Source organism: Variovorax sp. 01N425 (genome assembly GCF_056399465.1).
On the sequence record NZ_JBFTRJ010000001.1, the window covers coordinates 233031 to 245917 of the forward strand.

Annotated in this window: 13 protein-coding genes; 10 read left to right on the forward strand and 3 right to left on the reverse strand. The window is 68.7% G+C overall.

Annotation, left to right across the window (positions count from 1 at the left end; translation table 11 throughout):
* Positions 1-88: 88 nt before the first annotated feature.
* The 4 genes from rplS to hisC all read left to right on the forward strand — a co-directional run bounded on the left by rplS (position 89) and on the right by hisC (position 3503).
* Positions 89-472 carry a 50S ribosomal protein L19 gene (gene rplS / locus AC1DSC_RS01135; protein WP_018903298.1) on the forward strand — a complete coding sequence of 128 codons (384 nt, stop codon included), beginning with the start codon at positions 89-91 and terminating at the stop codon, positions 470-472.
* 159 nt (positions 473-631) lie between these two features.
* The gene (locus AC1DSC_RS01140; protein ID WP_012746620.1) at positions 632-1351 is read left to right on the forward strand and encodes a CoA pyrophosphatase; all 720 of its coding nucleotides are present in this window, start codon (positions 632-634) and stop codon (positions 1349-1351) included.
* Positions 1352-1399: 48 nt separating this feature from the next.
* Positions 1400-2401 carry a CobD/CbiB family protein gene (locus AC1DSC_RS01145; protein ID WP_062362682.1) on the forward strand — a complete coding sequence of 334 codons (1002 nt, stop codon included), beginning with the start codon at positions 1400-1402 and terminating at the stop codon, positions 2399-2401.
* A 13-nt stretch (positions 2402-2414) separates the two neighbouring features.
* Positions 2415-3503, forward strand: coding sequence for a histidinol-phosphate transaminase (hisC, locus tag AC1DSC_RS01150; RefSeq protein ID WP_062362679.1), 1089 nt, complete (start codon positions 2415-2417; stop codon positions 3501-3503).
* Here the strand turns inward: hisC and rsgA are convergent.
* The 3 genes from rsgA to AC1DSC_RS01165 are packed head-to-tail and all read right to left on the reverse strand — an operon-like array spanning position 3497 to position 6110.
* Positions 3497-4453 carry a ribosome small subunit-dependent GTPase A gene (rsgA, locus tag AC1DSC_RS01155; protein ID WP_062362676.1) on the reverse strand — a complete coding sequence of 319 codons (957 nt, stop codon included), beginning with the start codon at positions 4451-4453 and terminating at the stop codon, positions 3497-3499. The genes hisC and rsgA overlap by 7 nt on opposite strands.
* Positions 4454-4468: 15 nt before the next feature.
* Positions 4469-4816 carry a 4a-hydroxytetrahydrobiopterin dehydratase gene (locus AC1DSC_RS01160; protein ID WP_062362673.1) on the reverse strand — a complete coding sequence of 116 codons (348 nt, stop codon included), beginning with the start codon at positions 4814-4816 and terminating at the stop codon, positions 4469-4471.
* Positions 4817-4844: 28 nt separating this feature from the next.
* The gene (locus tag AC1DSC_RS01165) at positions 4845-6110 is read right to left on the reverse strand and encodes a M48 family metallopeptidase (RefSeq protein WP_012746625.1); all 1266 of its coding nucleotides are present in this window, start codon (positions 6108-6110) and stop codon (positions 4845-4847) included.
* A 58-nt stretch (positions 6111-6168) separates the two neighbouring features.
* Between AC1DSC_RS01165 and orn the strand changes: the two genes are divergently transcribed.
* The 6 genes from orn (at position 6169) to AC1DSC_RS01195 (ending at position 12882) form a co-directional block, all read left to right on the forward strand.
* Entirely contained in the window at positions 6169-6765 is a 597-nt protein-coding gene (gene orn / locus AC1DSC_RS01170; protein ID WP_026283846.1) for an oligoribonuclease, read from the forward strand.
* A 233-nt stretch (positions 6766-6998) separates the two neighbouring features.
* A complete protein-coding gene (locus AC1DSC_RS01175; RefSeq protein WP_041945457.1) occupies positions 6999-8921 on the forward strand; it encodes a DEAD/DEAH box helicase in 1923 nt (640 codons plus the stop codon).
* 215 nt (positions 8922-9136) lie between these two features.
* A complete protein-coding gene (locus AC1DSC_RS01180) occupies positions 9137-10210 on the forward strand; it encodes an NAD/NADP octopine/nopaline dehydrogenase family protein (RefSeq protein ID WP_062362670.1) in 1074 nt (357 codons plus the stop codon).
* Positions 10200-11207, forward strand: coding sequence for a 3-hydroxybutyryl-CoA dehydrogenase (locus AC1DSC_RS01185; protein ID WP_062362667.1), 1008 nt, complete (start codon positions 10200-10202; stop codon positions 11205-11207). The genes AC1DSC_RS01180 and AC1DSC_RS01185 overlap by 11 nt, the downstream gene beginning before the upstream one ends.
* Entirely contained in the window at positions 11204-12007 is an 804-nt protein-coding gene (locus AC1DSC_RS01190; RefSeq protein ID WP_062362664.1) for an alpha/beta fold hydrolase, read from the forward strand. The genes AC1DSC_RS01185 and AC1DSC_RS01190 overlap by 4 nt, the downstream gene beginning before the upstream one ends.
* Positions 12004-12882 (forward strand): quinone oxidoreductase family protein, encoded by an 879-nt coding sequence (locus AC1DSC_RS01195; RefSeq protein WP_062362661.1) that lies wholly within the window; start codon positions 12004-12006, stop codon positions 12880-12882. Before AC1DSC_RS01190 ends, AC1DSC_RS01195 begins: the two co-directional genes overlap by 4 nt.
* The last annotated feature ends 5 nt before the right edge of the window (positions 12883-12887 follow it).

Consider the following 12887-nt stretch of genomic DNA (forward strand, 5'->3'; position numbering starts at 1 on the left):
GGTTCCCCGATCCTCTGCCCGGCCGCGCCTGGCTTGAAACCGAAGGCGCCTTTTGTGTAGCGCGAGCACGATCGAATATCAGGAAATCATGAACCTCATCGAAACCCTCGAGCAGGAAGAAATCGCCCGCCTCGGCAAGAAGATCCCCGATTTCATGCCCGGTGACACGGTCATCGTCAGCGTGAGCGTCGTCGAAGGCACCCGCAAGCGCGTGCAGGCCTACGAAGGCGTCGTGATCGCCAAGCGCAATCGTGGCCTCAACAGCGGCTTCACGGTGCGCAAGATCTCCAGCGGCGAAGGCGTGGAGCGTACGTTCCAGACCTACAGCCCGCTGATCGCCGGCATCGAAGTCAAGCGCCGTGGCGATGTCCGCCGCGCCAAGCTGTACTACCTGCGCGAGCGCAGCGGCCGTTCGGCACGCATCAAGGAAAAGCTGCCGGGCAAGTCGCAAGCAGCGTCGGCCGCCAAGTAAGCCGCCTTCCTGCCGTGCAAAAAGCCGCCGCTCTGGCGGCTTTTTGCGTTGTGCGCCGTGCACGCTTCTTGCAAAAAGAAGGCGCGGCCAGACAGCGCGGCTTTTTTACGCTCTACTCCTTCACTGAAACTCTCTCACTTGACCCACTCCACCGCCCCCATGCAACTCGCGCCCGTCGAACCCGTCAATGCCGTGGTGCCGCCCACGCTGCTGCCGTTCGACCCGCGCGAGGCGCCTGTGGTCGGCGGCCCCGACGGCCTGCCCGCGGTGGCGCCCGCGCAATTGACCACCGAGGCCCTGCGCAGGCGATTTGCCACGCCGCCCGAATGGACGCCCGAATTGCGGCGCGAGCCGCGCCTGACCGACCGCGCCCCGGCGCAGGCGGCCGTGCTGGTGCCCATCGTGCAGCGCCCGCAAGGCGCCACCGTGCTGCTGACCGAGCGCACGGCGCATTTGTCCAACCATTCGGGGCAGGTGGCGTTCCCGGGCGGGCGCGTCGACCCCGAGGACGCCAACATCGCGGCGGCCGCGCTGCGCGAGGCCTGGGAAGAAGTGGGGCTCTCGGCCCAGTACATCGAAGTGCTTGGAAGCCTTCCGACCTACACCACCGTCACCTCGTTCATCGTGACGCCGGTGGTCGCGCTGGTGAAGCCGGAGTTCGAACTCACCATCAATCCCTACGAAGTGGCGCTGGCCTTCGAGGTGCCGCTGGCCTGGCTCATGGACCCGGCCAACCACCGCCGCCACACGGTGCCCGCGCCCGACGGCACCCGCCGCGAGTGGTATTCGATGCCCTACCAGGACGGCAGCGAAGAGCGCTTCGTCTGGGGTGCGACCGCGGGCATGCTGCGCAATCTCTATCGCTTCCTCAGCGCCTGATCTCGGCCCGTGCCGCGCCTGTGCAGGCGCCCTCGCTATCATCGAAGGATGAGCTTCTTTGCCATCCTGTGTGCGTTGCTGATCGAGCAGGTGAGGCCGCTTGCCTCCCACAACCCGGTGTACGGCGGCGTGCTGGCCTGGACGCGCTGGACCAGCCGCAATTTCGACGCCGGCAAGCCGCACCACGGATGGGTTGCATGGGGCCTTGCGGTGCTCGTGCCCACGCTGATGACGCTGGGCATCCACCTGCTGCTGGTGTTCACGCTGGGGCTGCCGTTCGCGGTGCTCTGGAGCGTTGCGGTGCTCTACGTCACGCTCGGTTTCCGACAGTTCAGCCACCACTTCACGGACATCCGCGACGCGCTCGACGAAGGCGACGAGCCGCTCGCGCGCTCGCTGCTGGCGCACTGGCAGGGCGTGGACGCGGCCGAACTGCCGCGCAGCGAAATCGTCCGTCACGTGATCGAGCATTCGGTGATCGCGGCGCACCGCCATGTGTTCGGCGTGCTGGCCTGGTTCTCGGTGCTCGCCGCCCTGGGCCTGGGGCCGGCCGGCGCGGTGTTCTACCGCATGAGCGAGTTCGTCTCGCGCTACTGGCACCACAAGAATGGTGCGGCGGTGCAGCCCTCGAGCGTCTCGGTGCAGCGGGCCGCGGAGAGCGCCTGGCATGCGATCGACTGGCTGCCCGCGCGCATCACCGCACTGGGCTTTGCCGTGGTCGGCAGCTTCGAAGAGGCGATCGACTGCTGGCGCAATGACGCGCGGCGCTTTCCGAGCGAGAACGACGGCGTGATCCTCGCGGCGACCTCGGGCGCGGTCAACGTGCGCCTGGGCGGCGGCGCGCTGAGTCCGATTCCCGTCACCGATCCGCTCCCGCGCGCGCAGGCCGGCGATTCGATGGCCGATGGCCGCCGGCTCGACAGCGGCAGCACGCCGGGCCGCGAGCCCGAGCCCGGCCACCTGCGCAGCGTGGTGGGCCTGGTGTGGCGCTCGGTGGTGATGTGGATGGTGCTGCTGGCCCTGCTCACGCTGGCCCGCCTGCTCGGCTGAGCGGCAGAAAATCATGACCACCCCCGCACCGGCCTTCTGGAGCCCGCGCATCGCCGCGCTCGAACCCTACGTGCCCGGCGAGCAGCCGCGCATCGCCAACCTCGTCAAGCTCAACACCAACGAGAACCCGTATCCGCCGTCACCGCTCGCCATCGACGCCATCCAGCAGGCCGCGGCGAATGGCCTGGAGCGCTATCCGGACCCCGCCTCGCTCGCGCTGCGCGAAGCGGTGGCGCGGCGGCACGGCCTGCAGGCCGGCCAGGTCTTTGCGGGCAATGGCTCGGACGAGGTGCTGGCGCATGCCTTCTTTGCCTTCTTCCAGCAGGCCGAGCCGTTGCTGATGCCCGATGTGAGCTACAGCTTCTACCGGGTCTATGCGCAGCTCTACGGCATCGGCTGCGAACTGCTCCCGGTCGACGAAGGCCTGCGCATCGACGTCGATGCCATGGCGGCCCGCGCCCGCGGCGGCTGCGCGGGCCTGGTGATCGCCAACCCGAATGCGCCCACGGGCATCGGGCTGCCGCTCGCGCGCATCGAGCAGCTGCTCGCAGCCTGTCCCGAGCGCGTGGTGCTGGTCGACGAGGCGTATGTCGATTTCGGCGGCGAGAGCGCGCTGCCGCTCATCGGCAAATATCCGAACCTGCTGGTGGTGCAGACCTTGTCCAAGTCGCGTTCGCTGGCGGGCCTGCGGGTCGGCTTTGCCTGCGGGCAGGCGCATCTGGTCGACGCGCTGGTGCGCGTCAAGGACAGCTTCAATTCCTATCCGCTCGACCGGCTTGCCACCGCCGGCGCGGTGGCGGCGCTCGAAGACGAGGCCTGGTTCCAGACCACGCGCGACAAGGTCGTCGACACCCGCGAAGGGCTCAGCCTGCAGCTCGAAGACCTGGGCTTCGAAGTGCTGCCTTCGCAGGCCAACTTCGTGTTCGCGCGCCATCCGAAGCGCGATGCCGCCGAACTGGCGGCGCTGCTGCGCGAGCGCGCGGTGCTGGTGCGGCATTTCAGGCAGCCGCGCATTGCGCAGTACCTGCGCATCAGCATCGGCACGCGCGAGCAGTGCGGGGCGCTGGTGCAGGCGCTCGAATCGATCTTGGGCGTTCAGTAGCGCGACTGGCTGAGCTCGGCGAAGAGTTCGCCGTAGATCCTGTAGCGCGTGGCGCTGATCGGCCCCGGCTTGCCGGGCGTGTCCACGTTCGCGATCACGCCGCAGCCCGGCTCGTGCAGATGGGTGCAGTTGTAGAACTTGCAGTCGTTCGCATGCTCGGCAATGTCGGGCATCAGGCCCGCGAGCTGCATCGGCGCGATGTGGTTGAGGCCGAATTCCTGGAAGCCCGGCGAATCGATCAGGCTGGTGGTGCGCGCCTCGTCGACCCAGTACCAGGTGGTGCTGGTGGTGGTGTGCTTGCCCGAATTCAGCGCCTGCGAGATCTCGCCGGTCAATGCGGTGGCACCGGGCACCAGCAGGTTGATCAGCGTGCTCTTGCCGGCGCCCGAGGGGCCCAGCACCAGCGTGCTCTTGCCAGCCAGCAGCTTCATGAGCGATGCGTAGTCGGCTTCGCCCGACGCCTTGAGCGAGAGCGGCAGCACGCCATGGTGCATGCGGCGGTAGGGCGCGAGCTTGTTCCATGCGCGCTCGAAGGGCTCGGCCAGATCGCTCTTGTTGAGCGCGATGATCGGCGTGATGCGTTCGGCTTCGGCGGCAATGAGCGCTCGCGCGAGTTGATGCTCCGAGAACTCCGGCTCGGCCGCGATCAGGATCAGCACGTGGTCGAGATTGGCAGCGAACGACTTGGTGCGGATTTCGTCCTGGCGGTAGAAGAGGTTGCGCCGCGGCACGACTTCCTCGATGGTGCCTTCGTCTTCGCTGGCCTGCCAGCGCACGCGGTCGCCGACCACGGCCTGGCTCTTCTTGCCGCGCGGATGGCAGATCAGGCGCTCGCCCGCAGGCGTTTCGACCAGGCAATGGCGGCCGTGGCTCGCGATGACCAGGCCGTCGTGAAGAATGCGCGCGGAGGTGCCGGCCCCCTTGGCGGGAGTGCGGCCCGGCTTAGCCAACGGCGGGTTTCCTCATCACGGCGCCGGGCTGGTGACCAGCGCATTCGCCTGGCGCGCGCATTCGAAGTCGGTGCTCGAGAGCCCGCCCACGTCGTGCGTGTTGAAGCGCACCACGCAGCGGTTGTAGTGCACCGACAGGTCCGGATGATGGTCTTGCGTGTGGGCGATGAAAGCCAGCGCGTTCACGAATGCGATGGTCTCGAAGTAGTTGGCGAAGCTGAAGGTCTTCTCGATGGCCACATGGGCACCGTCGCCGTCGAGCTTCCAGCCGTCGAGCTTGGCGAGGCCGGAGACGATTTCGGTGGCGCTCAGTGCCTTGCGGGGAATGTTTTTCCAGTCTTTGGGCTTGAACATGCTGCTCATGGTCTGGGCTTTCCGGCAAATGTCTTCTTCAGGCCGCCGTCATGCGCGCAAGGCGCTCGGAGGCCGGGGGGTGGGAATAGTAGAACTTGACGAACACCGGGTCGGGCGTGAGCGTCGACGCGTTGTCCTGGTAGAGCTTGAGCAGTGCGGCCGACAGGTCGGCGCCGCTGGTTTGCGCCACCGCATAGGCATCGGCCTCGAACTCGTGCTTGCGCGACAGGCGTGCGGGCAGCGGCGCGACGAAGAAGCCGAACACCGGCACCGCGAGCATGAAGAGCAGCAGCGCGAGTGCGTCGTTGGGCGCCGTTGCCGCCATGTTGGGCTGCACGCCGAGCCCCGTGTAGAACCAGGCCTGGGTCGACACCCAGCCCAGCAGTGCGAAGCCCGCCAGGCTCAGCGCGAACATCGCGACGAGCCGCTTCACGATGTGGCGGTGCTTGAAGTGGCCGAGCTCGTGCGCGAGCACGGCCTCGACTTCGGCCGCGTCGAGCTGGCGCAGCAGCGTGTCGTAGAACACCACGCGCTTGCTCGCGCCAAAGCCGGTGAAGTAGGCATTGGCATGCGCGCTGCGGGTGCTGCCGTCCATCACGAACAGGCCCTTGGCGGCAAAGCCGCAGCGCTTCATCAGCGCCGTGACGCGTTCCTTGAGCGTGGGATCGTCGAGCGGCTTGAACTTGTTGAACAGCGGCGCAATGAAGGTGGGGTACACCAGCATCCCCAGCAGGTTGAACCCCATCCACACGGCCCAGGCCCAGAGCCACCAGGTGGCGCCGGCCGCGCCCATGAGCCACAGGATCAGCGCCGCAATCGGCAGGCCGATCGCGGCGCCGAGCGCCGTCGACTTGAGCGTGTCGGCCAGCCAGAGGCGCAAGGTCATCTTGTTGAAGCCGAAGCGCTCCTCGAGCCTGAAGGTCTGCCAGAGCGTGAAGGGCAGCTCGAGCAGGCCGCCAATGGCCGCAAAGGCCGCCAGCAGCGCCAACTGCTGCACCATGCCGCCGCCGAGCCAGGCCAGCAGCAGCCGATTGAGCGCGTCGAGCCCGCCCAGCAGCGTCCAGCCCAGCAGCAGCGCGGTGCTCCAGGCCATTTCGACGAGGCCGAAGCGCGCCTTGGCAATGGTGTAGTCGGCCGCCTTCTGGTGGGCGGCGAGGCTGATGGTGTGTTCGAAAGCTGCCGGCACCGCGCCGCGGTGCCGCGCCACGTGGCGCACCTGCCGCGAGGCGAGCCAGAACTTCACGAGCAGGCCCGCGACCAGTGCAACGGCGAAGGCAGTGGTGAAGATGAGCGAATAGGACATGACGGGCGAGTTTAGCCCTCGGGTCCGGCCGGCGCAGGCCTTCGACGACAATCCTGCCATGCCCGAATCCCTTGACCCCACGACCGTCGCAACCCTCCCTGTCCTCAAGAAAAGCGACCAGAACCTGGTCTGGCTCGACTGCGAAATGAGCGGCCTCGACCCCGAGAAGGAGCGCCTGCTCGAGATTGCCGTGGTCGTCACCGGCCCCGACCTCACGCCCCGCATCGACGGCCCCGTGCTGGTCATCCACCAGAGCGACGCGGTGCTCGACGCCATGGACGCCTGGAACAAGGGCACGCACGGGCGCAGCGGCCTGATCGACAAGGTGAAGGCCTCGACGCTGGACGAAGCCGCGGCCGAGCAGCAGCTGCTGGAATTCGTGGCCCGCTATGTTCCCAGGAGCGGTTCGCCCATGTGCGGCAACACCATCGGGCAGGACCGGCGCTTCCTGGTCAAGTTCATGCCCAAGCTGGAGGCGTACTTCCACTACCGCAACCTCGATGTCAGCACCCTGAAGGAGCTGGCCAAGCGCTGGAAGCCCTCCGCCTACAGCGCCTTCAAGAAGCAGCAGGCGCACACTGCGCTGGCCGACGTGCACGAGTCCATCGAGGAGCTCGCGCATTACAGGGAAACCTTTCTCAAATTGACGGATTAGGTAAAAACCCCGAGTCGTGCCATAATCGATGGCTTCGCTGATCTGGAGGATTTTCCGGTCAGCGTCTCTTGCATCTCCCTATCTTGCACACCGCGCCCGATCGCATCCGCTGATCAAAAAGGGCCGCAGCCTCCGGCGAAAGCCAGAAGTTGAATGTCGTTGGATGGTTGATGTTTTTAACCACCAACGGGGCGCCGCCTACGGCAGCGCTCGCGTTTGAGATTGATATTCACATGACCGACGCTTTTGAAGCGCAGGGCGAGTTCGCGCCTGTGCAATCCACCAACAACAACGAATTCATCGCTGCCCCGGACACCGTGTCCGAAGCGCCGATCCTCGAGGCGCTCGACGCCGCAGCGCCCGAAGCGGCCGCGGCCGAAGAAGCCCGCGTGCCCAACGGCTTCATCAAGCTCGGCCTCGCACCCGAGCTGATCGCCGCCGTGGCCGACCTGGGCTTCACCCAGCCCACGACCGTGCAAGACAAGGTGATTCCGCTCGCCATGGGCGGCGAAGCCGGCCAGGACGGCAAGGCGCGCTTCGTCGACCTGATGGTCTCGAGCCAGACCGGCTCGGGCAAGACCGCCGCCTTCCTGCTGCCCGTGCTGCACACCCTGCTCAAGCGCCAGGCCGAGGCCGAAGCGCAAGCCAAGGCCGAATTCCAGCGCCTGGCCGCCGAAGCCGCCGCGCGCGGCGAAGCCGTGCCGAAGAAGCCCAAGCGCAAGGACCCGACCAACGCCCGCCATTTCAAGGCCGCCACGCCCGGCGCCCTGATCCTGTGCCCGACGCGCGAACTCGCGCAGCAAGTTGCGCACGACGCCATCGAGCTGGTTCGCCACTGCCGCGGCCTGCGCGTAGCCAACGTGGTGGGCGGCATGCCCTACCAGCTGCAGATCGCCAAGCTGCAGAACGCCGACCTCGTGGTGGCCACGCCCGGCCGCCTGCTCGACCTGCAGCGCTCGATGCAGATCAAGCTCGACCAGGTCAAGTTCCTGGTGGTCGACGAAGCCGACCGCATGCTCGATCTCGGCTTTGCCGACGACCTGGCCGAAGTCAACCAGCTCACCATCGAGCGCCAGCAGACCATGATGTTCAGCGCCACCTTCGCGCCGCGCATCCAGCAGCTGGCCCAGCGCGTCATGCGCGAGCCGCAGCGCATCACCATCGACAGCCCGCAAGAGAAGCACGCCAACATCAAGCAGTCGCTGTACTGGGCCGACAACAGCCAGCACAAGCGCAAGCTGCTCGACCACTGGCTGCGCGACACCAGCATCAACCAGGCGATCGTGTTCGCGAGCACCCAGGTCGAGTGCGACGGCCTCGCCAACGACCTGCAGCAGGACGGCTTCAGCGCCGTGGCGCTGCACGGCGCCCTGAGCCAGGGCCTGCGCAATCGCCGCCTGATGGCGCTGCGCCAGGGCCAGGTGCAGATCCTGGTGGCCACCGACGTGGCCGCGCGCGGCATCGACGTGCCCACCATCACCCACGTCTTCAACTTCGGCCTGCCGATGAAGGCCGAGGACTACACCCACCGCATCGGCCGCACCGGCCGTGCCGGCCGCGACGGCCTGGCCATCACCTTTGCCGAGTTCCGCGATCGCCGCAAGATCATGGACATCGAGCAGTACAGCCGCCAGCAGTTCAAGGCCGAAGTGGTGGCCGGCCTCGAGCCGCAGCAGCGCATGCCGCAATCGCGCCCGCCCATGGGCGAGTACCGCGGCGGCCGTGGCGACAACCAGTCGCGCGACCGCAAGTTCGGCAATGGCGGCGGCGGTGGCTACCGCGGCAACAACGGCGGCGGCTATGCCGGCGCCAGCGGCTTCAACGACCGCAACGCCCGTGGTCCGGCGCAGGGCCAGGGCCCGCGCGGCTTCCAGGGCGGCAACAACGCCGGCTTCGGCGGCGGCCGTGACGACGGCGGCAATGGCGGCGGCGCCGGCTACGGCCGCAAGCCGGGCTGGGGCGACAGCGCCCCGCGCGGCGGCCACGGCCAGGGCCACCACGGCGGTGGCCGCGGCGACGGCGGCTTCGCGCCCCGCGAAGGCTTCGCTCCGCGCGAAGGTTTTGCACCGCGCGGCAATGGCGCAGGCCATGGCGGCCCGGGCAAGGTGTTCGTGCCGCGCGACGCACAGAAGCGTGCGTTCAAGCCCACGCGCTGATCCATTCCTGAGCGGCCTTCCGGCCGCCTCGCCCCAAAAGAAAGCCCGCGCTTCGCAAGAAGCGCGGGCTTTTTCATTGCGGGTTTCCGCGGGGGCCACAGGCGCGAAACTTGATTGACATATGAACTGATGAAAAGTAATGTAATAAGGCATTGCTTCCCCCGGTCCGTACCGCGGCTGCCGGTTCATCGACGTCTGCCTTTCAAAGTCCGAACATGAAAATTGCGATTCTTGGTGGTGGCCACGGCGCCTATGCGGCCGCCGCGGACCTGTCCGAAGCCGGCCATGAGGTGCGCCTGTGGCGCCGCGATGCAGCTGCGCTGGAGCCGGTGGTGCAGGCCGGCGCCATCACGCTGAAGGACGCCGATGGCGCGCGGGAGGTGCCGCTGGCATTGGCCACCGCCGACATCGCCGCGGCGCTCCGGGGCGCCGAGCTCATCGTCATTCCCACGCCCGCCATCGCCCAGCACGACATCGCGCTGGCCATGGCGCCGCACCTGGCCGACGGCCAGGTCGTCTTTTTGCCGCCGGGCACCTTCGGCAGCTATGTGATGGCCAGGACGGTGAAAGAGGCCGGCAGCCGCGCCGACGTGGCCTGGGCCGAGACCGGCACCTTGCCGTACCTCGCGCGCAAGCATGGCGAGCGCGAGGTGAACGTCACGATCCGAGCCATCCGCCTGCCGACCGGCGTCTACCCGGCGCGCAAGGAGGCCGAGGCCATCGAGCTGATCCGCCGCGCCTACCCGGCGGTGCATGGCTGCGGCAATGCGCTCTCGGGTGCGCTCATGAACGCCGGCCCGGTCATCCACCCGCCGCTGATGGTGATGAACGCCGCGCCGCTGCAGCACTTCGAGCGCTGGGACATCCACAACGAAGGCACGCAGCGGGCCGTGCGCGACGTGACCGACCGGCTCGACCAGGAGCGCATGGCCGTGCGCGAAGCCTTCGGGCAGCGCGCGCCGCACTATCCGCTGGCCGACCACTACAACAACGACCAGTGGATGTACGGCGACGCGCACAAGCAGCTCGTCAAGTCGGGCGACTGGCGCGAGAACATCGACCTGCACACGCACCGCTACATCACCGAGGACACCGAGCTCGGCCTCGCCTTCCTGGCCTCGGCCGCGCGCCATGCGGGGGTGGACGCGCCCATCGCGCACGGCCTGCTGGCGATCGTCGGCGGCTTTCTCGGCCGCGACCTGCGGCGCGGCTCGCGCACTTTCGAAAGCCTGGGCCTGGCCGATCTGAGCGCGGCGCAGCTCGAAGAGAGGCTGCACGATGGCGAATGAACGCGCGTCGCCGCCCCGCTTCGCGGCCGTTGGCGCGGGCCGCATGGGGCGCGGCATCGCGATCGCCTTTGCCTATGCAGGCCACCGCATCTCGCTGGTCGACCTGCGCCAGCGCAGCGACGAGGCCTGGCAGCGGCTGCAGGCCGAAGCGAAGGCCGAGATCGAAGCCAGCCTTGCAGGCCTGGCGCAGCTCGGCGTGATCGACGCGGCGCAGGTCCAGCCGATTGCCGGCCGGGTGAATTTCGTGAGCGCCGCCGATGCGCCGCAAGCGCTGGCCGCCGCCGAGCTGGTGTTCGAGGGCGTGCCCGAAACCATGGAGGCCAAGCGCGAGGCCTTCGAGCAGCTCAACCGCCATTGCAGGGACGACGCCATCCTCACGTCCACCACCAGCAGCATCCTCGTGACGCAGCTCGCGGCGCTGGTGCGGCTGCCCGGGCGCTTCCTGAACATGCACTGGCTCAACCCGGCCTATGTGATTCCCGTGGTGGAGCTCAGCTGCCATCCCGGCACCGATGCCGCCGTGCTTGCGCGCACCAAGGCGCTGATGGAGGCCATCGGCAAGCTGCCCGTGGTCTGCGGCGCGTCGCCCGGCTACATCGTGCCGCGCCTGCAGGCGCTGGTGATGAACGAGGCGGCCCGCATGATCGAGGAGGGCGCCGCCACCGCCGAGGAAATCGACAAGGCCACGCGCTACGGCCTTGGCCTGCGCTTTGCCGCGCTCGGCGTGGTCGAGTTCATCGACTTCGGCGGCTGCGACATCCTGCACCACGCGAGCCGCGAGATGTCGGCCTCGATCGACATGGGGCGCTACACCGCGCCGGCCATCGTCGATCGCATGGTGGAGGAAGGGCGGCTGGGCCTCAAGAGCGGCAGCGGCTTCTACGACTACCAGGGCCGCGACATCGCCACCTACCGGCGCGACGTGCTGTCGCGCACGCTCGGCGAGTTGAAGCATGCGGGCCTGTGGCGCGCGCCGGCCGGCGAGACGCTCTCATGACCATCCGCCGCGCCTTTGCCGACCTGTCGGTGGGGCAGGTGCACTACGCGGCGTGCGGCGATGCGAGCGCACCGGCCGTGCTGCTGCTGCACCAGTCGCCGCGCAGCTGGGCCGAATACCGCGAGGTGCTGCCGCTGATCGGCGCGCGGTACCGCGCCGTTGCCATGGACACCGCGGGTTTCGGCGATTCGGCGGACGGCGGCGTGCCCGCGAGCATTGCGCAGTGGGCGCGCGTGGCGGGCGAACTGCTCGACGCACTGGGCATTGCGCAGGCCAACGTGGTGGGGCACCACACGGGCGGCGTCATTGCGGTCGAGCTGGCGGCGGCGTTTCCGGGCCGTGTGCGCAGCCTCGTGCTGTCGTCCACGCCATACACCGGCGAAGCCTTTCGCATCGCAAGGGCCGAGCGGCCGCCCATCGACGAAGTGGCGCCCAGTGAAGACGGCAGCCACCTGGCGGCACTCTGGCAGCGGCGCCAGGACTTCTATCCTGAAGGCCGCCCCGATCTGCTCGAGGCCTTCGTGCGCGATGCATTGAAGGTCGGCCATCGCGTGGAGGAGGGCCACCGGGCCGTCGCGTCCTACCGCATGGAAGAGCGCATCGGCCGCGTGACGCAGCCCGCGCTGATCATCCGCGCCACCGCCGATCCCTTTGCTGCGCCGCATGCAGAGGAGCTGCTGCACCACCTGCCGCAGGCCCGCATCGTCGACATCGAAGGCGGCATGGTCCCCTTGCCCGACCAGATGCCCGAGGCCTTCGCGCAGGCGGTGCTCGGCTTTCTTTCGGCGCTGCCCCCATGAAAGCCATCCGCATCCATGGCTTCGACGCGGTGCCGGTGCTCGAAGACCTGCCCGACCCGGTGCCACAGGCCGGCCGCACCATCGTTCGCATGCAGGCCGCCACCGTCGGCCACATCGACCGCACTGTGTGGCGCGGCAGCTTCCTGCGCCATCCGCCGCTGCCCTACACGCCGGGCGTGGAGGCCGCGGGCATCGTCGTGGCCAGCGGGCGCTTTGCCACCGGAGCGCGCGTGTGGCTGCGCGGCAGCGGGCTGGGCACGCTGTTCGACGGCACCTGGTGCGAGCAGATCGATGCACCCGACGAGGCGCTGGGCCTGCTGCCCGACGCGCTCCCGATGGCGGTGGGCGCCGCGTTCTTCTCGCCCACCACGTCGGCATGGGTGGCGCTGCATGAAGTCGCGAAGCTGCAGGCCGGCGAGCAGGTGCTGGTCACGGGTGCGAGCGGCGCCGTGGGCTCGCTCGCCGTGCAGCTGGCGCGCGAGCTTGGCTGCACCGTGCGCGCGGTCGATCCGGACGCCGCGGCCGCGCCGCCTGCGAGTGCGGACCTGTTGATCGACACGGTCGGCGGCGGCGTTCTTTCGGCGGCCTTGCCGGCCGTGCGGCCCGGCGGGCGCGCCGTGCTCATCGGCTACACCGCGGGCCCGACGCTGCAGCTGGACATTGCGCACTTCCTGCAGCGCGACGTGGCGCTGCTGCCGCTCAACATGTTCCGGCGCGAAGCCGCCGGCCGTGCCGCGGCGCCCGAACTGCTCGCGCGGCTGGCCGACGGCCGCCTGCATCTGGAGGTGCGCAGCTTCGCGCTGGCCGATGCCGCCGTCGCGCTCGAATGGATCGCGCAGCGCGGCCATCGCGGCCGCGCGGTGCTGGTGCCTTAGCCGCC